Here is a 20,905-nt window from a genome sequence, read left to right as displayed (position 1 = left end):
GACCAGACCGTGGCCGTAGGGTGACGTACATCACGCCAGGTGGCTGAAAACCCCCTCTCCACACGGTCTGGAGGGCACATGACCCGCATCTCGGTGAACGTGGACGGCACGACGTACGACGACGAGGTGGAACCCCGTCTCCTCCTGGCCCACTACCTGCGCGACCGCCTCGGCCTCACCGGCACCCCGATCGGCTGCGACACCTCCCACTGCGGCGCCTGCACGGTGGACCTGGACGGCCTGACCGTGAAGAGCTGCTCGGTGCTCGCCGTGCAGGCGGACGGCTGTGCGGTGACCACGATCCAGGGGCTCGCCGAGGACGGCGAGTGGACGGCGCTGCAGCGAGCCTTCCACGAACAGCACGGTCTCCAGTGCGGCTACTGCACCCCCGGCATGATCATGGCCGCCCGCGATCTCCTGCGCGAGAACCCGCACCCCGGCCCGGACGAGATCCGGCAGGGCCTCGAGGGCAACCTCTGCCGCTGCACCGGTTACCAGAACATCGTCCGCGCGGTGCTCGCCGCGTCCGGGCAACCGGCTGCCGAGGTCGCCGAGGAGGTCACGGCATGACCGACCAGGCCGTCGAGCACGAGGTCGGGCGCCGCCGGCTGCGCAAGGAGGACGCCCGGCTGATCACCGGCCAGACCAACTGGACCGACAACATCCAGGTGGCCGGACTGCTGCACCTGGCCATCCTGCGCAGCCCGATGGCCCACGCCCGCGTCACCCGCGTCGACGTCTCCCCCGCCCTCGAACGCCCCGGTGTCGTCGCGGCGTTCAGCGGCGCCGACCTCGCCGCGGGGCTGGGGTCGCTGCCCTGCGGCTGGCCGGTGACCGAGGACATCGTGCTGCCCGACCATCCACCGGTCGCCGTCGACGAGGTCCGCCACGCGGGTGACCCGGTGGCGGTCGTGGTGGCCCGCGACCGGTACACGGCCGCCGACGCCCTGGAGGCGATCGAGGTCGACTACGACCCGCTGCCCCCGGTCCTCGACCTGGAGGCCGCGCTGGCGGAGGACGCCCCGCTGGTCCACGCCAGCAAGGGCACCAACCGCTGCTACACCTGGCCGCTCGCCGCCGGCGAGAGCTTCGAGGCGGTGCGGGACCGCGCCGACGTCACGCTCAGGCGCCGCTACCACCAGCAGCGGCTCATCCCCAACGCGATGGAGCCGCGCGCGGTCGTCGTCACCCCGATCGCCGCCTCGGGCGAGTACACCGTCCACTCGGCCACCCAGATCCCGCACATCCTGCGCATCATGCTCGCAACGGTCACCGGGATCCCCGAGCACAAGCTCCGCGTGATCGCCCCGGATGTGGGCGGAGGCTTCGGCTCCAAGCTCCAGGTGTACGGCGAGGAGGCCGTCGCGCTCGCGATCGCCCGGAAGCTCGGCCGCCCGGTGAAGTGGACCGAGTCCCGTTCGGAGGGGGCGCTCGCCACCCACCACGGCCGCGGCATGATCCAGGACGTCGAGATCGCCGCCACCCGCGAGGGCAGGCTGCTCGGCCTCAAGGTCGGCCTGCTCGCCGACATGGGCGCCTACCTGATGCTCGTCACCCCGGGCATCCCGATCCTGGGCGCCTTCATGTACCCGGGGATCTACAAGATGGACGCCTACGCGTTCACCTGCACCGGCGTCTTCACCACCCGTACCCCCACCGACGCCTACCGCGGCGCCGGACGCCCGGAGGCGACCTTCGCCATCGAGCGGATCATGGACGATCTGGCGGCCGAACTCGGCCTGGATCCCGTGGAGTTGCGGCGCCGGAACTGGATCCGGCACGAGGAGTTCCCGTACACCACGATCGCCGGGCTGACGTACGACAGCGGCAACTACGAGGCGGCCACCGAGAAGGCGCTCGCGCTGTTCGGGTACGACGAGCTGCGCGCCGAGCAGCGAAAGCGCACCGAGCGCGGCGACCCGGTACGGCTCGGCATCGGCGTGTCGACGTACACCGAGATGTGCGGGCTCGCGCCGAGCCGTGTGCTGCGCGACCTCAGGTACGGCGCCGGTGGCTGGGAGGCGGCGAGCATCCGGATGCTGCCCACCGGCAAGGTCGAGGTGGTCACCGGCACCAGCCCGCACGGTCAGGGCCACGAGACCTGCTGGAGCCAGATCGCGGCGGACGTGCTCGGCGTGCCCTTCGAGGACGTCGAGGTGGTGCACGGCGACACCAGGGCGGCCCCGCAGGGTATGGACACCTACGGCTCCCGGTCGCTGGCCGTCGGCGGCGAGGCCGTGCACCGGGCCGCGCAGTCGGTCGTGGCCAAGGCCCGGAAGGTCGCCGCGCATCTGCTGGAGGCGAGCGAGCAGGACCTGGAGTTCAGCGACGGCGTGTTCTTTGTGAAGGGCTCGCCGGAGGCCCGCAGGACCATCCAGGAGATCGCCTTCGAGACGTTCACCAACCACGACCTGCCCGACGGCATCGAGCCCAGCATCAACGCCGAGCACGTCGTGGACCCGGAGAACTTCTCCTACCCGCACGGCACCCACCTGTGCGCCGTCGAGGTGGACACCGAGACCGGGAGGACGCGCATCAGGTCGTACGTGTGCGTCGACGACGTCGGCCGGGTCGTCAACCCGATGATCGTCGAGGGCCAGGTGCACGGCGGACTCGCGCAGGGCATCGCGCAGGCACTCTACGAGGAGGCCGTGTACGACGACGACGGCAACCTGCTGTCCGGCACCCTGGCCGACTACCTCGTGCCGTCGGCGGCCGACCTGCCGCACTTCGTCACCGACCGGACGGAGACACCGGCGGCCTCGAACGCCCTCGGGGTGAAGGGCGTGGGCGAGGCGGGGACGATCGCGTCGACACCCGCCGTGGTCAACGCCGTCGTGGACGCGCTCAGGCCGCTCGGGGTACGGGACGTACGGATGCCGTGTTCACCGCACCGGGTGTGGCAGGCGATCCAGGAGGCACGGTCGGGCGAGCCGGGTCGGTACGGCCGGCCGGGTGAGGAGGGTTCGGCATGATTCCCCCCGCGTTCGAGTACACCCGTCCGGACAGCGTCGAGGAGGCGGTACGCGCGCTCGCCGGCGCGGGCGAGGAGGCGAAGGTACTGGCCGGCGGGCAGAGCCTGCTGCCGCTGCTACGGCTGCGGCTGGCCTTCCCGGAGCTGCTCGTGGACGTCGGCCGGATCCCCGGGCTGCGCGGGGTCCGCGAGGACGGCGACACGCTGGTCGTCGGCGCGATGACCACGCACCACGAGGTGGTGCACGACCCGCTCGTGCGCCGGCACGCCGGGCTGCTCACGCAGGCGACGGCCACCGTGGCCGACCCCGCCGTCCGGCACCGGGGCACCCTCGGCGGCTCGCTCGCCCACGCCGACCCCGCCGGGGACCTGCCCGCCGTGGCGCTGGCCCTGGACGCCGAACTGGTCGTGGCCGGACCCGCGGGGCGTCGCACCATCGCCGCGCGCGAGTTCTTCGTGGACTACCTGCAGTCGGCGCTCGCCGCCGACGAACTGCTGCTTCAGGTGCGGATCCCGAAGACGGACGGCTGGGACTTCCACTACGAGAAGTTCCACCCGGTCGCCCAGTCCTGGGCCGTCGTCGGCGTCGCCGCGCTGGTACGGCGCGCCGGCGGGCGGATCGCCGAGGCGCGCGTCGGGCTGACCAACATGGGCGCGACCCCGCTCCGGGCGACCGCGGCCGAGCGGGAGCTGGCGGGTGCCGACGGCCCGCAGGCCGTGGCCCGGGCCGCCGAAACGGCGGCGGAAGGGACCCGGCCGACGCAGGATCTCTCCGCCTCGCCCGAGTACCGGCAGCACCTCGCGCGGGTGCTGACCAGGCGGGCGGTGCTGACCGCCACCGGAATGGGGTGAGCACCGATCACCACGATGGACGACCCGGAGCAGGTGCGGGCCCGCCTCGAGGAGACGGGGTACCTCGTCGACGAAGGGCTGGCCGTCACCTGCTTCCTGGCCCTGAGGCTGCACCGGCCGCTGTTCTGCGAGGGCGACGCGGGCGTGGGCAAGACCGCGCTCGCCGCCGCCCTCGCCGAGGCGCTCGGCGCGCCGCTGATCCGGCTGCAGTGCCACGAGGGCATCGACGCCGCGCAGGCCCTGTACGACTGGGACTTCCCGCGCCAGCTGCTGCACCTGCGGGCCGCCGAGGCGGCCGGGGTCACGGACGCGGACCGCCTGGAGAGCGAGCTGTACGACCGCCGCTTCCTCGTCGCCCGGCCACTGCTGCAGGCCCTCCAGACCCAGCCTGCGGTGCTGCTGGTCGACGAGATCGACCGGGCCGACGACGAGTTCGAGGCGTTCCTGCTGGAGCTGCTGTCCGAGTACTCGGTGACCATCCCGGAGCTGGGCACGCTGCGCGCCGAGGATCCGCCGGTCGTCGTCCTGACCTCGAACCGGACCCGGGAGGTGCATGACGCGCTGAAGCGGCGGTGCCTCTACCACTGGTTCGACCATCCGTCCTTCGCCATTGAACTGGCCATCGTGCGGCGCCGGTTGCCCCAGGTGTCGGCGCGGCTCGCCGAGCAGGTCACGGCGCTGGTGCAGGCGCTGCGGGGCGCGGACCTGCGCAAACCGCCCGGAGTGGCCGAGACCCTGGACTGGGCCGAGGCCCTGGACGCGCTGGGGGCGAGCGAGGTGGACGCGGAGCTGGCGCTGGCGACGCTGGGCTCGGTACTGAAGTACCGCGAGGACACGGACCGGGCGCGAGGGCTCGACCTCACGGCGCTCCTCGCGTCCCGGGGCGGGTGACAGCGGTGGACAGGACCGGGAACGGAACGGGCCGCATGCCGGCTGCGGGGACGGCAGGGCAGGACGGGTCCGGCGAACACCTCGGCGCGGATGCCGTGCTGGTCGGATTCGTGCGGGCGTTGCGGGCGGCCGGCGTCGACGCGAGCACCGAGCGGCTGCACGCCTTCCTGCGGGCCGTGGCCGTACTGCGGCCTCAGGTGCGCGCGGACGTGTACTGGGCGGGGCGGGCGACGCTGTGCGGCGGGCACGACGATCTGGAGCGCTACGAGCGGGTGTTCGCCGCGTACTTCGGCCCCGCCGGCGAGCAGCCCCGTCGGCCGGTGCGTGCCGCTCCCTCGCCCCGGCTGCGGCTCGTCGCCCGGGAGGCGCCCACGGGACCCCGTACGCCGGGTGAGGGCGAACCGCCGGGACCGCCCGTCGCCGCGCTCGCCAGTTCGGCCGAGGTGCTGCGGCACCGTGACTTCGCCGCGCTGGACCCCGCCGAACGGGACCAGGTGCGCCGGCTGCTCGCCGCGTTCGCCCTCGAGGGGCAGACACGGCGCTCGGCGCGGCGCAGGCCCGCCCGGCGCGGCGAGGTCGATCCGCGGCGCACCGTACGGGAGTTGCTGCGGCGGGGCGGGGAACCGGCCCGGCTGCGGCGGCACGCCCGCGTGGCGCGGCCGCGTCGCGTGGTGCTGCTCGTCGACGTGAGCGGCTCGATGGCGCCGTACGCCGACGCACTGCTGCGGTTCGCGCACGCGGCGGTGCGCGCGGGCCGCACGGAGGTGTTCACCATCGGCACCCGGCTGACCCGCGTGACCCGGGAACTCTCGCACCGGGACCCCGACCTGGCAATGGCGGCCGTGGCGGCGGCGGTGCCCGACTGGCGCGGCGGCACCCGGCTCGGCGAGCTGCTGCGCGAGTTCCTGAACCGCTGGGGGCAGCGCGGGATGGCACGCGGCGCGATCGTCGTCCTGCTCTCGGACGGCTGGGAGCGCGGCGATCCGGAGCTGCTGGGTCAGCAGATGCGCCGGCTGCACGCCCTGGCCCACCAGCTGGTGTGGGCGAACCCCCGCAAGGCCCGGCCGGGTTACGCGCCGCTGGCGGCCGGAATGGCGGCGGCGCTGCCCAGTGTGGACGCCTTCGTCGCGGGGCACAGCCTGGCGGCGCTGGAGCGGCTGGCGGCGGTGGTACGCGGCACCGACAGCGCCGCGGCCCCGGTGAGAGGAGCGGATGGTGCGTGAGATCCTGCCGGCGCTGGCGCGGTGGCACGCGGCCGGGATCCCGTTCGGGCTGGCCACGGTCGTCGCGGTCAGCCGCAGCGCGCCGCGCGGCCCCGGTGCCGCGATGGCGGTGGGCCCGGACGACGAGGTCGTGGGAAGCGTGTCCGGCGGCTGTGTGGAGGGCGCGGTGTTCGAGCTCGCCCAGGAGGTGGTGGCGAGCGGCGAGGCGCGCCTGGCCACCTTCGGCTACAGCGACGAGGACGCGTTCGCGGTCGGGCTGACCTGCGGCGGCGAGATCACCCTTCTGGTCCGGCCGGTGACGCCCGGGTCGGACCCCGCGTTCGGCGCGGTCGCGGCGTCGGTCGCCGGGGGCGAGCCGGTCACCGTGTCCACGGTGGTGGACGGACCGGCGCCGCGCGGCGCCACGCTCGTGGTCTGGCCGGACCGGGCGGCGGGCACGCTCGGCACGGACGGCCTCGACGTCGCCGTCACCGCCGACGCGCGCGGCGAACTCGCGCTCGGCGCCTCGGTGTTGCGTCACTACGGACCGCACGGCGAGCGCCGCGAGGACGCCGTCACCGTGTTCCTGCAGTCGTTCGCACCGCCGCCGCGCATGCTGGTCTTCGGCGCGATCGACTACGCGGCCGCCGTGGCCCGCATCGGCGACTTCCTCGGCTACCGGGTCACCGTGTGCGACGCCCGCCCGGTCTTCGCCACGCCCAAACGGTTCCCGGCGGCCGTCGAGGTCGTGGTCGACTGGCCGCACCGCTATCTGGCCGGCGCGGACACCGACGACCGCACCGTGATCTGCGTCCTCACCCATGACCCGAAGTTCGACGTGCCCCTGCTGCAAGAGGCGCTGCGCCGCCCGGCCGCCTACATCGGCGCGATGGGCAGCCGGAAGACCCACGAGGAGCGGCTCGCACGCCTGGAGGAGGCCGGTGTGACGCAGGCCGAACTGTCCAGGCTGCGCTCGCCTCTCGGGCTCGATCTCGGGGCCCGTACGCCCGAGGAGGTCGCCGTGTCCGTCGCCGCCGAGATCGTCGCGCTGCGCTGGGGCGGCAGCGGCGCGCCCCTGACCACCACCGCCGGGGCCATCCACCCGCCCGCCGCCTGAGGATTTCCGGAAGGAGCCCGTCATGGAACTGCACCACGAGTTCACCGTCCCCGTCCCGGTCGACGGCGCCTGGCACGCACTGCTCGACATCGAGCGGGTCGCGCCCTGTCTGCCGGGCGCGGTGGTGGAGGACTACGACGGCAGGACCGTGACCGGCTCGGTGAAGGTCAGGGTCGGCCCCGTCACCGTGGCCTACCGGGGCACGGCGGTCTTCGAGGAACAGGACGAGGCGGCACACCGGATGGTGCTCGCCGCGAACGGCCGGGAGACCCGGGGACAGGGCACGGCCAGGGCGACGGTCACCGCCACCCTGGCCGACCGCGACGGCGGCACCGCGGTGTCCGTCCACACCGACCTCACGGTGACCGGCCGCCCCGCGCAGTTCGGGCGGGGCGTGCTTGCCGAGGTCGGCGACCGCCTGGTGGGCCAGTTCGCGTCCTGCCTGGCGACCCAGCTGACCACGAGTCCCGAGCCCGCCACCGAGGACGAAGAGGAGGAGCCCCAACCGCTCGACCTCCTGCGCACGGTCGGGGCGCCGTTGGCCAAGCGGGCGGCCCTCGTCGCGGCGGCGCTGGCCGCACTCGCGTACACGGCGGCACGGCTGCTGCGAGGGCGACGCAAGTGCCGCACCCGTCGACGCCGGTGACGGCAACCCCCTGGGTACTCCCGGCCGGCACCTACTCCGCGTCGCCCGCCACGCGCGCGTGCAGGTGCTGGTCGTGCCAGCCGTCGCTGTGCAGGAGGGCGCTGCGCTGGGTGCCCTCGTAGGTGTATCCGGCCTTCTCGGCGACCCGGCAGGACGCCGGGTTGGCGATCGAGTGGCACAGGCGCAGGCGGTGCAGGCCCAGGTCGTCGAAGGCCCACTGGGTGAGCCTGCGGGTGGCCTCGACGGCGATGCCGCCGCCACGCGCCTCGGGCAGGAGCCAGTAGAGGATCTCGGCGCTGCCGCCGTGCAGGTCGAAGTCGCCCCACCCGCAGAGTCCGACGGCCGGGCCACCGGGCCTGGCGATGGCCCATATCGCGGCGATCTCGGCTTGCCAGCGTGCGTGCATGCGCTCGATCCTGGCGAGCGCCTCCTCACGGCTGCCGACGGTGAACCGGTTCCACTTGCGGATCGCGGGATCCTGGCCGGCGGCCAGCAGCGTGCCGGCGTCGTCGGGGTGCCAGGGCCGTAGCTCGAGTCCGCCGGGCAGAGCGAGCACGGGTTGCTCGCTTCCGGCCATGCGGCCTGCCGGAACGACGTCACCCGGTATGCCTGTGTCAGAGATCATCTCGGCATCCTGGCACAGGACGCTACCGCTGCGGCAGCCGGTGCAGGGTCACGTCGGTGAGCGCACCGTCGGCGAGGACGGCGGTCATGTACGTGCAGTGGGGCTGGCGGCGGCGGTCGGTCGGTGAGCCGGGGTTGAGCAGGCGCAGGCCGGTCGGCGCGGTGGTGTCCCAGGGGATGTGGCTGTGGCCGAAGACCAGGACGTCGAGGTCGGGGAAGCGGGCGGCGCAGCGGGCCTCGCGCCCCTGCGCGGGGCCGGTCTCGTGGACGACGCCGAAGCGCAGGCCGTCCAGTTCGGCGTACGCCACCTCGGGGAGCCGGGCCCGAAGGTCCGGGCCGTCGTTGTTGCCGTAGACCCCGACGAGCCGGCGGCTGCGGCTCTCCAGCAGGTCCAGGGTGGCGGTGTCGACCCAGTCCCCGGCGTGGAACACGACATCCGCGCGCGGGAGTTCGGCGAGCAGCGGCTCGGGGAGCCGTTTGGCGCGCTGGGGCAGATGGGTGTCGGACATGAGCAGGAGGCGCACGGCCTTGAGCCTATGCGGTCCCGGAGGTCAGCCGGCGGATGCCGCCGACCGCGCCATGCACGGCGGCCCCGGTGCCGAGGGCGGTGGCGGCGGGGTGCCGGGCCAGGGTCTGCTGCCAGGAGCGCGGGTGGGCGCTGTCGTCGAAGCTGCCGTGGGCGCCCTGGTCCACGGCGGGGTCCTGGTCCACGGGCGCGAAGAGGTTGTCCAGTCCGGCGGGCGGGAGACGGTCGGTCTGCTGGGAGTCGAAGCCGGTGCGGGCGAGATAGCGGTCGAGCAGGGCCGGGGCGAGCCGGTTGGCCCAGATCGTGGCCACGGCGCCGGCGCTGACGTAGTACTGCTTGCGGCGCGGGTGGTCGGCCGCGTGCAGCACGGCCCGGGCGGCGACCTCCGGCTGGTAGATCGGCGGCACCGGCATGGGGTGCCGGGACAGCCGGGAGCGGACCCATTCGAACTGGGGGGTGTTGACCGCGGGCATCTGGACCACGGTGATGTGGACGCCGCTGCCGCGGTGCAGCAGCTCCGTGCGCAAGGCGGAGGTGAAGCCGTTGGCGGCGTGCTTGGCGCCGCAGTACGCGTACTGCAGCGGTATCGACCGCTCCCCGAGCGCCGAGCCGACCTGCACGATCGTGCCCCGGTCGCGCGGGAGCATGCGCCTGAGGGCCGAGCGGGTGCCGTTGACGAAGCCGAGGTAGGTGACGTCGGTGATCCGCCGGTACTCCTCGGGGGTGATCTCCTCGAACGGTGCGCACACGGTCGCGAAGGCGCAGTTGATCCATACGTCGACCGGGCCGAACTCCTTCTCCGCGGCCTCGGCGACGGCCTCGACCCGGGCCTGGTCCGCCATGTCGGCGGTCTGCACGAGGGGCTGTCCGCCGAGGGCCGCGACCTCGTCCGCCGCCGCCCGGAGGCCGCCCTCGCCGCGTGCGACCAGGACGACGTTCGCGCCGCGCCGGCCGTACAGACGGGCGGTGGCGCGCCCGATCCCGGCGCTGGCACCGGTGATGACGACGGTCGATGGCATGATCAACTCCTTTTCCCGCGCGGTGACTTCACTGCACCCGGTACGGATCGGCCCGTTCCGCCGCGAGGCTCAGCCCCAGCCCGGGTGCCCCGTCGGCGCCCGGCCTGACGCTGCCGCCGCCGGGGTCGAGGACGCCGTCGAAGAGGAGCCGCTCGATGCGGACGTGGTCGTGGAACCACTCGAGGTGGCGCAGATTGGGTACGGCCGCGGCGGCGTGCGCGTGGGCGTGCGCGGCGCAGTGGCCGGAGATGTCGATCCCCCGCGCGTGGGCGAGCGCGGCGACGCGCAGCCAGACGGTGATGCCGCAGCACCGGGTGACATCGGCCTGGAGGCAGTCGACCGCCCCGGCGGCCGGCATGTGCTCGAAGTAGGGCAGGGTGTAGTCGCACTCGCCGGCGGTGACGTCCATCGGGAGGCGGCCGCGGAGGTTCGCGAGCAGCGTCAGGTGGTCCGAGGAGACCGGTTCCTCGAACCAGGTGACGCCCCGGTCCGCGCGCGCGTCGCCGACGCGCGCGGCCTGCCCGCCGGTGTAGCCCCCGTTGGCGTCGACGTACAGCTCGACCGCGTCGCCGACGCTCGCCCGCGCCCGGTCGACCCGTTGCAGGTCGCGGCGCTCCTGACCGCCCCACGACTCGCCGATCTTGATCTTGACACGGGGAATGCCCTCGCCCTCGGCCCAGCCGCGCAGTTGGCGGTGCTGGCGCTCGGCGTCGTAGGTGGTGAAGCCGCCGCTGCCGTACACGGGCACGTCGTCGCGGGCGGCGCCGAGCAGGGCGACGAGGGGCAGGCCGAGCAGGCGGGCCTTGAGGTCCCACAGGGCGATGTCGACGGCGGCGGTCGCCCGGGCGGCCACGCCGGGCAGTCCGGCGTTGCGCACGGCCCGGCACATGCGTTCGTTCGCGCGCGGCACGTCGAGGGCCGGCAGGCCGGTGACGGCGCCGGCGAGGAGTTCGAGGAGTTCGCGGACGATCACCGACGTACCGCGCTGTCCGGGGACGGGCGAGTACTCGGCATTCATTCAGGCAAAACTGAACAGCCCAGACTGGACAGTTTCGGCTGCCGGTCCTAGGGTGGGCGGCATGGCTGACATCTCCGACTCCGCCGCACGCGCCGCACGCGATCTACGCGTGGTGTTCAGCCGGCTGCGGCGCCGTATCCGCGAGGTCGCGCAGGACACCGATCTCAGCCCCTCCCAGGAGTCGGCGCTCACCCTGGTCGGCAAGCACGGCGCCGCCACGGCCAGCGCACTCGCCGCCGCCGAGGGCGTACGCCCGCAGTCGATGGCGACCACACTCGCCGCACTGGACCAGCACGGTCTGATCCGGCGCGCCCCCGATCCCGACGACGGCCGCCGCCAGCTGGTCACCCTGACCGACGCCGGGCGGGCCCGGATCGAGGGCAACCGCCAGGTCCGCGAGGAGTGGCTGGCCCGCGCCTTCCAGGACCGCTACTCGGAGGAGGAACGGCAGACGGTCCTGCAGGCGCTGGAGCTGATGGAACGGCTGTCGCAGCCGTGACACCGGGACTCACCGGACGCACCGGACGCACCGGACGCACCGAGGAGGCCACCCGTCCCACCCCCGCGGGATTCGGCCGTCGGGCAGCCCGTCATCGGCCGCCTGGTGGACACGTACGGTCCGCGCGGGTTCTGCCTCGCCGGTACGGCCCTGGTCGGCGTCGCCGGTCTGCGCGGCGGGCTCACGCCCTCGCTGGGCGCGCTGGTCGCGGCACGTGTCCTGCGGGGCTTGGGGAGCTCGGCGGCGTACCCGGGGCCCTGCGGCTGCCCCTGTCCGGGACCCGGCGATGCGACCGCGAACCCGATGCGGCGACGCCCGCACCCCGTGGTGGCCGCCGACGGCGGCGGCCTTCCGGCCCCGTCCCCGGCGCATGACGCGCGCCCGTTGCCCGCCGCGGTCGAACGGGCCCACGGGTCCGGCCGGACCCGCGCGTTGCTCGGCGTCCCGCCGGGCTCCATCGGCCCGGCCACGCAGAACACGCAGAACACCCTGTGCCGGCAGGCCGATCCGGAGCGGATCGCCTCCGCGGCCGGGCTGCACGGTCCGGCCCCGTTCCTGCTCGCCGGCTCCGCGCCACTGCCCGGCGACACCCCCTGCCGGACCGCTCGCTCGGCCGGCTCACCACCCCCACCACCCGCCGAACCACCGGAAAGGCCTGACCGACTCATGTCGCTCACCACGCTCGACCCCCGTACCGCCCTCGTCGCGATCGACCTGCAGAACGGGATCGTGGGCATGCCCGTCCAGCCGCACGCGGCCGCGGACGTCGTCTCCCGCACTGCCGAACTGGCGGACGCCTTCCGCTCCCGGAACCTGCCCGTCGTCCTCGTCCGCGTCTCCTTCGCGCCCGACTGGGGCGACGCCGTCCCCGGCCGCACCGAGCAGCAGGCGCGCGGTCTCGCCCTCCCCGAGGGCTGGGACGTCCTCGTCGAGGAGCTGACCGGCCACCCGGGCGACATCCGCGTCACCAAGCACAACTGGAGCGCCTTCCACGGCACCGACCTGGACGTCCAGCTGCGCCGCCGGGGCATCACCCAGATCGTGCTGACCGGCATCGCCACCAGCATCGGCGTGGAGTCCACCGCCCGCGACGCCTACGCCCACGGCTACCACGTCACCCTCGCCACCGACGCGATGGCCGACGCCGTCCCCGAGGCGCACGCCAACAGTGTCGAGCGGATCTTCCCGCGGCTCGGCGAGAGCGGCACGACCGCCGAGATCCTGGAGCTCCTCGCCAAGACCCACGCCTGACCGCCCGGCCCGGCCCCTCGCGGCGGCGCGGAGTGCCCCGCATGCACGGGTTCCGGCCGAGGACGGCGGCATCCGGCTGCTGCTGCGCGCCACGGCAGCGGTCGACTGCCGCTGCGCGAGCTGCGCAGCGCCCTGTGGCGCACCGAGCTGCGCCCGACCGGCGAACCGACCCTGAAGCGGCCCCTGTTGCTGCGGGGGCCGCACAGGGGGGCGCCTCCGAGGTGGTCCGCCCCGCGCCACCCGGTATGCTGCGCCGGCTGCTGCGCGAGGCACGGCACCTGCTCGGCGGCGTACGGGGAACGGGGACGACCACCACGACACGGAAGGCGTGACGGCGTGCGGCAACTGGGGATAGGTGACGCCTGGGTGCTGGAGCCCCGGGTGTTCCCGGACGACCGGGGCAGCTTCCACGAGTGGTATCGGGGCGCGGAGTTCCGCGAGGCCACCGGCTACGACCTGGACCTCGCCCAGGCCAACTGCTCGGCGTCCCGGCGGGGCGTGCTGCGCGGCGTCCACTTCGCCGACGTGCCGCCCGGCCAGGCCAAGTACGTCACCTGTGTGCGCGGCGCCGTCCTCGACGTGGTCGTGGACATCCGCGTCGGCTCCCCCACCTTCGCGCAGTGGGAGGCCGTACGGCTGGACGAGGACACCCGGCGTGCGGTGTTCCTCGCCGAGGGCCTCGGGCACGCCTTCATGGCGCTCACCGACGACGCCACGGTGGTGTACCTGTGCTCGGCCGGGTACGCGCCGGGGCGCGAGCACGGGCTGCACCCGCTCGACCCGGCGCTGGACATCGCCTGGCCGCAGGGTATCGAGCCGGTGCTGTCGCCGAAGGACGCCGTGGCGCCGTCGCTGGCCGAGGCGAAGCGGTCCGGGCTGCTGCCCACGTACGCGGACTGCTGCGCCCACTACCAGCGGCTGCGCTCCGGGGAGTTCGGCGGCTGAGGCGTACGGCCGGAGTCAGCCGCTGACGGCACACGGGCGACGTCGGCGGCCGACCGCGTACGGGGCCGGCGCGCGGCGCAGCGGCTCCCGGCCGCGCGTGCGCTACATACCCCGGTCGCGGGCCGCGAGGGGCGTCGGGCCGGTTGGCGCGGAACTCCTCGACCAGCGAACGGACCTCAGTCCTCGCCCCGCACGATGTGGTCCTCGGCGACGGCGCCCTGCCGCTGCGCGTGGCCGCGGTCCGCGACGGCGGGCAGACATGTGCGCACTCCGCGGTCCCGGCGTCGGCGGGCCTTCGCCCAGCCGGTCTCGGCGTAGGGCAGGTCGGGTTTGTCACTGGGATGCGCGGGCGCGGTCACGTCGTCCATCTTCCTTCTGCGTCGTGCGCCGGGCGGGGCCGGTCCGCGGGTCCCGCCCGGTCCGTGCGCGATGTGTGCCCCACCGGGTCCCCGTGCCGCGGGGCCCGCAAACGCGGCGGCCGATCAGGTCCGGCCGCCGCCTCCGCCGCCGAAGGATCCGCTGGAGCCGGGCGACCAGCGCGGGCGACGCTGGTCGCCCGCACGCCGGGAGCGGACGGCGCCGACCTGGTAGGGGGTGAGTCGCTCGCTGTCGTCCGCGGCCCGGGGCACCTCGTCCGGTTCGCGCATCTCCAAGGTCTCGCGGACCGGGCCGGATGCGGGCATCCGGGGCTGCTCGTCGGGGCGCGGCGGGGCCGGTTCGCGCCCGCGCACCTGGAAACCGAGCCGGAAGGCCCAGAGCAGCCCGGCGACGCAGGCGACCCCGGCGAGCAGCATGAGGACGTACCCGAACACCTGGGTGCTCGTGGCGGCTGTGTGCAGGGCGGAGTTCATGGCCGCCGGGTACCCGGCCGAGCGGCGGATACGACCCCGGCCGGGAGGGCGTGGCGCGCGGGAGGCCGCCGGTCACGGGGAGTAGCGTCGACCGCGATGACGGAACTACCGGAAATGTCGGACACTCGCGAGGTCGTCGCGCGCTACACGGCGCCCGCCCCGCGTCCCGGCCGGGCCCTGCTGCGCTGGGCCTCCACCGCCGACCACAAGGTGATCGGACGGCTCTACATGGTCACGGCGTTCTGTTTCTTCCTGTTCGCCGGACTGCTCGCCCTCGGGATGCGCGCGGAACTGGCCCGGCCGGGTCTGCAGTTCCTGAGCCAGCACGGCTACAACCAGTTCTTCACGATCCACGGCACGATCATGATGCTGCTGTTCGCGACCCCGATGTTCGCCGGGTTCGCCAACGCCGTGATGCCGCTGCAGATCGGCGCGCCGGACCTGGCCTTCCCGCGGCTGAACGCGCTGTCGTACTGGATGTTCCTGTTCGGCGGCCTGATGGTGGTCTCCGGCTTTCTGGTGCCCGGCGGGGCGGCGGCGTTCGGCTGGTTCGCCTACGCGCCGCTGAACAGCGCCTACTTCTCCCCCGGCGCGGGCGGCGACCTGTGGGCGATGGGGCTGGTGGTCGCGGGTGTGTCTACGACGCTGACCGCGGTGAACTTCATCGCCACGATCCTGTGCCTGCGCGCCCCGGGCCTGACGATGTTCCGGATGCCCATCTTCACCTGGAACGTGCTGTTCACCTCGATCCTGATCCTCCCCGCGTTCCCGGTGCTCACCGCGGCACTGCTGGCACTGGAGGCCGGCCGCAAGTTCGGGGCGCACGTCTTCGACGCGGCGAACGGCGGCGCCCTGCTGTGGCAGCACCTGTTCTGGTTCTTCGGGCATCCGGAGGTCTACATCGTGGCGCTGCCGTTCTTCGGGATCGTCTCGGAGATCATCCCGGTCTTCTCCCGCAAGCCGCTGTTCGGCTATCTGCCGATGATCGGGGCCACGATCGCGATCACCATGCTGTCGGCGGTGGTGTGGGCGCATCACATGTTCGCCACCGGCGCGGTGTTGCTGCCGTTCTTCTCGATCATGTCGTTCCTGATCGCGGTGCCCACGGGCATCAAGTTCTTCGCGTGGATCGGCACGATGTGGCACGGCTCGGTGTCGTTCGAGACCCCGATGCTGTGGTCGATGGGCTTTCTGGTGTCGTTCCTGCTGGGCGGGTTGAGCGGGGTGCTGATCGCCTCGCCGCCGCTGGACTTCCATCTCACCGACACCTACTTCATCGTGGCGCACCTGCACTATGTGCTGTTCGGCACGGTGGTGTTCGCGATGTTCGCGGGCTTCTACTTCTGGTGGCCGAAGTTCACCGGCAAGATGCTGGACGAGCGGCTCGGCAAGCTGCACTTCTGGCTGCTGTTCCCGGCCTTCCAGCTGACCTTCCTGGTGCAGCACTGGCTGGGCGAGTCCGGCATGCCCCGCCGGTACGCGGACTACCTGCCCGAGGACGGCTTCACGCTGCTCAACACCCTCTCGTCCGCGGGCGCTTTCCTGCTGGGCGTCTCCACCCTGCCCTTCCTCTACAACGTGTGGCGCACCGCCACGAAGGGCGAGCGGGTCACCGTGGACGATCCGTGGGGATGGGGACGCGGCCTGGAGTGGGCGACGTCCTGCCCGCCGCCGCGGCACAACTTCGTCGCGCTGCCCCGCATCCGCTCGGAGTCCCCGGCGTTCGACCTGCACCATCCGGAGATCGAGAGCCCGGCCGGGGAGGAGCTGGCGCGATGAAGGCGGAGGCGATGCTGTTCGGCGGGGTCGCGGCGTTCTTCGGCGGGTCCGCGGCGCTGTACGGGATGTGGTCGCAGGACGAGACGGGCACGACCGCGCTGGTCGTGGCGTGCGGGATGGCCGGACTGGTCGCGTTCTTCTGCCTGATCCAGTACCGGCGCCGGGGCACGCGGGCGCAGGACCGCACCGAGGCGGAAGTGGCGGACGGGGCCGGGCCGGTGGCCTTCTTCCCCGACGAGAGCCTGTTCCCGATCGTCACCGCGCTGGGTTTCGCGCTGGCGGCGACCGGCGTGGTGTACGGCCTGTGGCTGTTCCTCATCGGCCTGGGCGTCCTGGCGCGTGGGGTGTTCGGGATGGTGTTCCAGTACGCGCACCGGTGAGCGGTCTGCGCGGGGCGCCGGGCCGGTGCGCTGCGACGGGTTCGTGATCGGTCTCGTAGCCGCCGGTGACGCTCTGCCGGATGTCGCCCGTGGGCACGCCCTCGGCCAGCCGCTCGTTCTCGGCCGCCGTCAGGGCCCGGCACAGCCACCGGGTGACCAGGAAGGCGAGGACCGGGGCCACGACGAAGGCGACGCGCAGCACCCAGGTGATGGCGTTGACGGAGACGTGGAAGGTCTGGGCGATGACGTCGTTGCCGCCAGCCAGCAGCAGCACGCCGTAGAACACCGTGCCCGCCACGCCGAGGCCGGTGCGCACCGGCCGCTCGCGGGGCCGGTCGCACAGGTGCCGCTCGGCCCACCACTCCCCCGTCAGCCGCTGCTCCACGAACGGATAGGCGTACAGGACGGCGAACACCAGGCCGGGAAGGACGACCGCGGGAAGCAGGACGTTCCACATCAGGGTGTGTCCCGCGACGTTCGTCTCCCACGGCGGGACCAGCCGCAGCGCGCCCTCCAGGAAGCCGACGTACCAGTCGGGCTGGGATGCGGTGGAGACCTGGTCGGGGCGGTAGGGGCCGTAGTTCCAGACCGGGTTGACCTGGGCGACGCCCGCCAGCAGCACCAGCACGCCGGCGACGATGACGGCCAGGCCGCCGGAGGAGCCGGTGAACTGCGGGAGGAACGGCTTGCCGACGGCGTTGCGGTGGGTGTGGCCCGGGCCGCGCCACTGGGTGTGCTTGAGCTGCACCACCAGGATCAGGTGCACGGCGACCAGGGCGAGGAGGAGGCCCGGGAGCAGCAGGACGTGCACCGGATACAGGCGGGTGACGATGTCGTGGCCCGGGTACTGGCCGCCGAGGGCGAAGAACGCCACGTACGTGCCGACGACCGGGATCGACAGCATGATGCCCTGCGCGATGCGCAGCCCGGTGCCGGAGAGCAGGTCGTCGGGGAGCGAGTAGCCGGCGAAGCCCTCGGCGAGCGAGAGAGCGAACAGGGTCACGCCGATCGTCCAGTTCAGCTCGCGCGGCCGGCGGAAGGCGCCGGTGAAGAAGATCCGCAGCAGGTGCGCGCCGATCGCGGCGACGAAGACCAGCGCGGCCCAGTGGTGGGTCTGCCGCATCAGCAGTCCGCCGCGCACATCGAAGCTGATGTGCAGGGTGGAGTCGAAGGCGGCCGACATCCGCACTCCCCGCAGCGGCACATAGGGGCCGGTGTAGACGACCTCGCGCATCTCCGGCTGGAAGAACAGGGTGAGCCAGACCCCGGTCAGGACCAGCACCAGCAGGCTGTACAGGGCGAGTTCGCCGAGCAGGAAGGACCAGTGGTCGGGGAACGCCTTGCGCAGCAGGGGGCCGCCCTCGTACACGGGCAGCCGGGCGTCCACGGCGTCCACGAACCGCTCCGCGCGGCGGCCGGTCCGGCTCATGCGTCCTCGGGCTCCGCCGCCGCGCGGGCCACCTCGGCCTCCACCTCGGGGCGCGGCCGGCCCGTCTCCCTCGCGAACTCGCTCAGCGCGGTCTGCACGTCCCGGGCCAGGTCCCGCCAGGCACGCAGCGCGGTCTCGTACGTGCCCGACTGGGCGCCGGTCATCCGACGCTCGGCCGGCGGGCCGTAGGCGTCCCGCAGCTCCTCGACCGTGGCCTGGGCCGCGTCGGCCGCGCGCTGCTTCTGCACGAGTTCGTCGAAGGTGTGCACCACACCAATCGACCCTAGGCACCCCTGCCCGGATACGCCTCCCCAGGCCCCGCCAACCTCCGCAAACGCACCCGTGTGGCGGTCAGCCGCCCAGGCCGGCGCCGGCACCCGTGGTCAGCCGCCACAGGTGGCGGTCGTGGTGGTCAGCGGTGGGGTACGAGGTCCGCCCACACCTGTTTGCCGCCGCTGACCGGGAGCGTCCCCCAGGCCGCCGACACCGCTTCCACGAGCAGGATGCCCCGGCCGCCGGTGGCCTCCCAGCCGAGGCTGGTGGGCTTGACGGGGCTGCGCGGGGAGGAGTCGGCGACGGCGAGGCGGAGGCGGTGGTTGACCAGGGAGAGGTCGAGACGGACCTGGCCGTCGGTGTGCACGAGGGCGTTGGTGACGAGTTCGGAAACCACCAGCAGGGCCGTGTCCAGGGTGTCCTGCGAGACGCCCCAGACGCGCAGCGTACGCCGGGTGAAGCGGCGGGCGTGCCCGACCGCCTGCGGTACCCGCCACACCGTCCAGCTCTCCCGCAGCGGGCGTACGGCCATGCCGTCGTAGCGCATCAGCAGCAGGGCGACGTCGTCGCCGCGGTGGGCGCCGGTGAGGAGCACGTCGGCGACCAGTCCGAGGTGCTCGGGGTCGGCGGCGGCCAGCTGGGCGACGAGCCGGTCCATGCCGGCGTCGATGTCGGCGCCCGGCGACTCCACCAGGCCGTCGGTGGTCAGTGCGATCACCGTGCCGGGCAGCAGCCGCAGGGGGGTCATGGGGAACTCGGCCTGGGAGAGGACACCGAGCGGTGGGCCGCCCTCCGCCCGCAGGATCTCGGCGGTGCCGTCCGGGTGGCGCAGCACGGGCTGGAGATGGCCGGCCCGCACGCACCAGGCGGTGCCCTCCTCCATGTCGACGTCGACGTAGGCGCAGGTGGCGAAGAGGTCGGTCTCCATGTCCAGGAGGAGCCGGTTGGCGTGTGCGACGACCACGTCCGGGGCGTGGCCCTCGGCGGCGTAGGCGCGCAGCGCGGTGCGCATCTGGCCCATCAGCGTCGCGGCGCCCGCGTTGTGGCCCTGGACGTCACCGATGACGAGGGCCACATGGTGGTCGGCGAGCGGGATCACGTCGTACCAGTCGCCGCCGACCTCCAGTCCGGCGGTGGTGGGCAGGTACCGGGCGACGGCGACCGCGCCGGGCAGCCTGGGCAGCCGGCGCGGCAGCAGGGTGCGCTGGAGCATGCCGACGAGTTCGTGCTCGGCGTCGAAGGCGTGGGCGCGCAGCAGGGCCTGGCCGGCGAGGCCCGCGCAGGCGGTGAGCAGGGCCCGTTCGTCGGGGCTGAAGTGGTGCGGGCGTTCCCAGCCGATCAGGCAGGCCCCGGCCATGCGACCGCCGGCGGGCAGCGGCAGCACCGCGAGGCCCCCGGGCCCGACCTCGGCGAGGGCGGGCTCCAGCGGGCTGCCCGCGGGCCAGATCCGGGAGCGGCCCTCGCGCAGCGCGGTGGCCAGGGTCGGCATCGCGCGCACCGGCGCGTCGGGCCACTCGGTGCGCCATTCGGTGCGCCACACCTCGGGCCAGGCCTCGGGTTCGGGCGGGTCGAGGACGGTGACGACGAGCCGGTCGTTCTCCAGTTCGGCCAGCGCGAGCCGGTCGGCCTGCAGCGGCCCGCGCAGGGCGGCGACGACGGCCTTGCCGACGTCCTTGACGGTGGTGGCGGTGGCGAGGGCGGCGGCCAGGCGCTGCACCCGGGCCACGTCGGTGACGTCGGAGCGCAGGGTGGAGGCGTCGGCGACGGTGCCGACGAGCCGGGCGGGGCGGCCCTCGCCCGCGGCCAGCAGCCGGCCGCGCAGCCGCAGCCACTTGGGCGGGCGGCCGGAGGGCTGCAGGACACGGAACTCCAGCTCGCGGTCGCCGATGGACATGTGGTCGGCCTCGACCACGGACATCAGCGCGGGCAGGTCCTCGGGGACGGTGAGCGCCAGCAGGGTCTCGACGCGGCCGTCGAAGGCGTCCCGGGCGAGCCCGAACAGCCGCAGGATCTCGTCACCGACCTCGATCCGGCCGCTGTCCATGGCGAGGCTGAAGGCGTCCGGCGGCAGCTCGCCGCCGTTCTCGGCGGGCGCGGCCGGGTGGGGTACGGCGATGGCACGGGCGACCAGCTCCAGGCAGGCGCGGTCGTCGGCGTCGAAGCCGCCGGGGCGCTCACTGACGGCCAGCAGACAGCCGCCGCCCGCCGCGCCGAGCGGCAGGACGGCCACGGAGAAGTCCGCGGACGGGGTGCGCCGGGCCTCAAGGCAGTCGGCGAGCTGCTCGGGGCCGAGCCAGAGCGGGTGTCCGGTGCGGTGGGCCTCGGCGACCGGGGAACCGCCCGCGGCCGGATAGCCGTCGCGGAGCCCGTACTCGGTGCGCGGCAGGCCCGCCGACTCGGCGAGGTGCAGCTGCGCCGGGTCGCCGCCGGGCGTGTAGACCCCGGCGAAGGCGGCCCCGGCGAACACCAGCGCCTGTTCGAGGACTCGGCGGAGCCGATCGGGCGTGGCGGGACCCGCGGTGAGCGTGTCCAGGGCGGCTTCGGCACGCTCCGTTCTGGTCCTGTTGATCGCAGCGCCCTCGCTCCTCACCACTTCGCCATTACAGCGCGTGTGGGGCTCGCGCGCAGC

21 protein-coding genes are annotated in these 20,905 nt (G+C 73.8%); 12 read left to right on the top strand and 9 right to left on the bottom strand.

The annotated features are described in order from the left end of the window. The first annotated feature begins 78 nt into the window (after positions 1 to 78). Genes ACWC2T_RS12520 through ACWC2T_RS12490 form a run of 7 tightly spaced genes read left to right on the top strand, consistent with a single transcriptional unit; the run spans position 79 to position 7,682 of the window. Positions 79 to 570, top strand: coding sequence for a (2Fe-2S)-binding protein (locus ACWC2T_RS12520; protein WP_450670320.1), 492 nt, complete (start codon positions 79 to 81; stop codon positions 568 to 570). Further along, the gene (locus ACWC2T_RS12515; RefSeq protein WP_450670319.1) at positions 567 to 2,975 is read left to right on the top strand and encodes a xanthine dehydrogenase family protein molybdopterin-binding subunit; all 2,409 of its coding nucleotides are present in this window, start codon (positions 567 to 569) and stop codon (positions 2,973 to 2,975) included. Before ACWC2T_RS12520 ends, ACWC2T_RS12515 begins: the two co-directional genes overlap by 4 nt. Then, positions 2,972 to 3,826 carry an FAD binding domain-containing protein gene (locus ACWC2T_RS12510; RefSeq protein ID WP_450670318.1) on the top strand — a complete coding sequence of 285 codons (855 nt, stop codon included), beginning with the start codon at positions 2,972 to 2,974 and terminating at the stop codon, positions 3,824 to 3,826. The genes ACWC2T_RS12515 and ACWC2T_RS12510 overlap by 4 nt, the downstream gene beginning before the upstream one ends. Positions 3,827 to 3,841: 15 nt before the next feature. Beyond that, entirely contained in the window at positions 3,842 to 4,717 is an 876-nt protein-coding gene (locus ACWC2T_RS12505) for an AAA family ATPase (protein ID WP_450670317.1), read from the top strand. 35 nt (positions 4,718 to 4,752) lie between these two features. Then, positions 4,753 to 5,940, top strand: coding sequence for a vWA domain-containing protein (locus tag ACWC2T_RS12500; protein WP_450670316.1), 1,188 nt, complete (start codon positions 4,753 to 4,755; stop codon positions 5,938 to 5,940). Then, positions 5,933 to 7,036: an XdhC family protein gene (locus ACWC2T_RS12495; RefSeq protein ID WP_450670407.1), complete on the top strand. Its 1,104-nt coding sequence runs from the start codon at positions 5,933 to 5,935 to the stop codon at positions 7,034 to 7,036. Before ACWC2T_RS12500 ends, ACWC2T_RS12495 begins: the two co-directional genes overlap by 8 nt. Before the next feature lie 22 nt (positions 7,037 to 7,058). After that, positions 7,059 to 7,682 (top strand): SRPBCC family protein, encoded by a 624-nt coding sequence (locus tag ACWC2T_RS12490; protein ID WP_450670315.1) that lies wholly within the window; start codon positions 7,059 to 7,061, stop codon positions 7,680 to 7,682. Between the two features lie 31 nt (positions 7,683 to 7,713). Here the strand turns inward: ACWC2T_RS12490 and ACWC2T_RS12485 are convergent, their stop codons facing one another. From ACWC2T_RS12485 to ACWC2T_RS12470, 4 genes are read right to left on the bottom strand one after another with little or no spacing between them, the layout of a single operon-like run. Continuing rightward, positions 7,714 to 8,307, bottom strand: coding sequence for a GNAT family N-acetyltransferase (locus ACWC2T_RS12485; protein ID WP_450670314.1), 594 nt, complete (start codon positions 8,305 to 8,307; stop codon positions 7,714 to 7,716). A gap of 22 nt (positions 8,308 to 8,329) precedes the next feature. Continuing rightward, positions 8,330 to 8,830 (bottom strand): metallophosphoesterase family protein, encoded by a 501-nt coding sequence (locus ACWC2T_RS12480; RefSeq protein ID WP_450670313.1) that lies wholly within the window; start codon positions 8,828 to 8,830, stop codon positions 8,330 to 8,332. A gap of 10 nt (positions 8,831 to 8,840) precedes the next feature. Further along, positions 8,841 to 9,851 (bottom strand): SDR family oxidoreductase, encoded by a 1,011-nt coding sequence (locus tag ACWC2T_RS12475; protein ID WP_450670312.1) that lies wholly within the window; start codon positions 9,849 to 9,851, stop codon positions 8,841 to 8,843. Between the two features lie 28 nt (positions 9,852 to 9,879). After that, a complete protein-coding gene (locus ACWC2T_RS12470) occupies positions 9,880 to 10,869 on the bottom strand; it encodes an enolase C-terminal domain-like protein (RefSeq protein WP_450670311.1) in 990 nt (329 codons plus the stop codon). A gap of 61 nt (positions 10,870 to 10,930) precedes the next feature. Here ACWC2T_RS12470 and ACWC2T_RS12465 point away from each other — a divergent pair, with 61 nt between their 5' ends. The 3 genes from ACWC2T_RS12465 to rfbC all read left to right on the top strand — a co-directional run bounded on the left by ACWC2T_RS12465 (position 10,931) and on the right by rfbC (position 13,564). Further along, entirely contained in the window at positions 10,931 to 11,368 is a 438-nt protein-coding gene (locus ACWC2T_RS12465) for a MarR family winged helix-turn-helix transcriptional regulator (RefSeq protein WP_450670310.1), read from the top strand. A 666-nt stretch (positions 11,369 to 12,034) separates the two neighbouring features. After that, positions 12,035 to 12,619 carry a hydrolase gene (locus ACWC2T_RS12460; RefSeq protein ID WP_450670406.1) on the top strand — a complete coding sequence of 195 codons (585 nt, stop codon included), beginning with the start codon at positions 12,035 to 12,037 and terminating at the stop codon, positions 12,617 to 12,619. 336 nt (positions 12,620 to 12,955) lie between these two features. Continuing rightward, positions 12,956 to 13,564, top strand: a complete 609-nt coding sequence (gene rfbC / locus ACWC2T_RS12455; protein ID WP_450670309.1) for a dTDP-4-dehydrorhamnose 3,5-epimerase — start codon at positions 12,956 to 12,958, stop codon at positions 13,562 to 13,564. A 176-nt stretch (positions 13,565 to 13,740) separates the two neighbouring features. On the opposite strand, the gene ACWC2T_RS12450 is transcribed toward rfbC, so the two are convergent. After that, positions 13,741 to 13,932 carry a hypothetical protein gene (locus ACWC2T_RS12450; protein ID WP_450670308.1) on the bottom strand — a complete coding sequence of 64 codons (192 nt, stop codon included), beginning with the start codon at positions 13,930 to 13,932 and terminating at the stop codon, positions 13,741 to 13,743. A gap of 114 nt (positions 13,933 to 14,046) precedes the next feature. Beyond that, on the bottom strand, positions 14,047 to 14,415 hold the full coding sequence (locus ACWC2T_RS12445) for a DUF6479 family protein (protein WP_450670307.1): 369 nt from the start codon (positions 14,413 to 14,415) through the stop codon (positions 14,047 to 14,049). Positions 14,416 to 14,529: 114 nt separating this feature from the next. Between ACWC2T_RS12445 and ctaD the strand changes: the two genes are divergently transcribed. Further along, positions 14,530 to 16,194, top strand: a complete 1,665-nt coding sequence (gene ctaD, locus ACWC2T_RS12440; RefSeq protein WP_450670306.1) for an aa3-type cytochrome oxidase subunit I — start codon at positions 14,530 to 14,532, stop codon at positions 16,192 to 16,194. Beyond that, positions 16,191 to 16,574, top strand: coding sequence for an aa3-type cytochrome oxidase subunit IV (gene ctaF / locus ACWC2T_RS12435; RefSeq protein ID WP_450670305.1), 384 nt, complete (start codon positions 16,191 to 16,193; stop codon positions 16,572 to 16,574). The genes ctaD and ctaF overlap by 4 nt, the downstream gene beginning before the upstream one ends. On the opposite strand, the gene qcrB is transcribed toward ctaF, so the two are convergent. From qcrB to ACWC2T_RS12420, 3 genes are all read right to left on the bottom strand, one after another. Continuing rightward, entirely contained in the window at positions 16,510 to 18,003 is a 1,494-nt protein-coding gene (gene qcrB, locus ACWC2T_RS12430; RefSeq protein WP_450670304.1) for a cytochrome bc1 complex cytochrome b subunit, read from the bottom strand. The genes ctaF and qcrB overlap by 65 nt on opposite strands. After that, positions 18,000 to 18,275: a hypothetical protein gene (locus tag ACWC2T_RS12425; protein ID WP_450670303.1), complete on the bottom strand. Its 276-nt coding sequence runs from the start codon at positions 18,273 to 18,275 to the stop codon at positions 18,000 to 18,002. The genes qcrB and ACWC2T_RS12425 overlap by 4 nt, the downstream gene beginning before the upstream one ends. A gap of 140 nt (positions 18,276 to 18,415) precedes the next feature. Continuing rightward, positions 18,416 to 20,866: a SpoIIE family protein phosphatase gene (locus ACWC2T_RS12420; protein ID WP_450670405.1), complete on the bottom strand. Its 2,451-nt coding sequence runs from the start codon at positions 20,864 to 20,866 to the stop codon at positions 18,416 to 18,418. Between the last annotated feature and the right edge of the window lie 39 nt (positions 20,867 to 20,905).

It is taken from the genome of Streptomyces sp. NPDC001393 (assembly GCF_053597455.1).
The sequence above is the reverse complement of the archived record's forward strand: the minus strand, read 5'-3'. Positions and strand labels throughout refer to the sequence as shown.

Coding starts and splice junctions, on each gene's coding strand:
- qcrB (WP_450670304.1), bottom strand. CDS start 18,003: ATGAGCCGGACCGGCCGCCGCGCGGAGCGGTTCGTGGACGCCGTGGAC.
- ACWC2T_RS12475 (WP_450670312.1), bottom strand. CDS start 9,851: ATGCCATCGACCGTCGTCATCACCGGTGCCAGCGCCGGGATCGGGCGC.
- ACWC2T_RS12515 (WP_450670319.1), top strand. CDS start 567: ATGACCGACCAGGCCGTCGAGCACGAGGTCGGGCGCCGCCGGCTGCGC.
- ACWC2T_RS12490 (WP_450670315.1), top strand. CDS start 7,059: ATGGAACTGCACCACGAGTTCACCGTCCCCGTCCCGGTCGACGGCGCC.
- ACWC2T_RS12460 (WP_450670406.1), top strand. CDS start 12,035: ATGTCGCTCACCACGCTCGACCCCCGTACCGCCCTCGTCGCGATCGAC.
- ctaD (WP_450670306.1), top strand. CDS start 14,530: ATGTCGGACACTCGCGAGGTCGTCGCGCGCTACACGGCGCCCGCCCCG.
- ACWC2T_RS12445 (WP_450670307.1), bottom strand. CDS start 14,415: ATGAACTCCGCCCTGCACACAGCCGCCACGAGCACCCAGGTGTTCGGG.
- ACWC2T_RS12450 (WP_450670308.1), bottom strand. CDS start 13,932: ATGGACGACGTGACCGCGCCCGCGCATCCCAGTGACAAACCCGACCTG.
- ACWC2T_RS12465 (WP_450670310.1), top strand. CDS start 10,931: ATGGCTGACATCTCCGACTCCGCCGCACGCGCCGCACGCGATCTACGC.
- ctaF (WP_450670305.1), top strand. CDS start 16,191: ATGAAGGCGGAGGCGATGCTGTTCGGCGGGGTCGCGGCGTTCTTCGGC.
- ACWC2T_RS12470 (WP_450670311.1), bottom strand. CDS start 10,869: ATGAATGCCGAGTACTCGCCCGTCCCCGGACAGCGCGGTACGTCGGTG.
- ACWC2T_RS12510 (WP_450670318.1), top strand. CDS start 2,972: ATGATTCCCCCCGCGTTCGAGTACACCCGTCCGGACAGCGTCGAGGAG.
- ACWC2T_RS12500 (WP_450670316.1), top strand. CDS start 4,753: ATGCCGGCTGCGGGGACGGCAGGGCAGGACGGGTCCGGCGAACACCTC.
- ACWC2T_RS12485 (WP_450670314.1), bottom strand. CDS start 8,307: ATGATCTCTGACACAGGCATACCGGGTGACGTCGTTCCGGCAGGCCGC.
- ACWC2T_RS12505 (WP_450670317.1), top strand. CDS start 3,842: ATGGACGACCCGGAGCAGGTGCGGGCCCGCCTCGAGGAGACGGGGTAC.
- ACWC2T_RS12520 (WP_450670320.1), top strand. CDS start 79: ATGACCCGCATCTCGGTGAACGTGGACGGCACGACGTACGACGACGAG.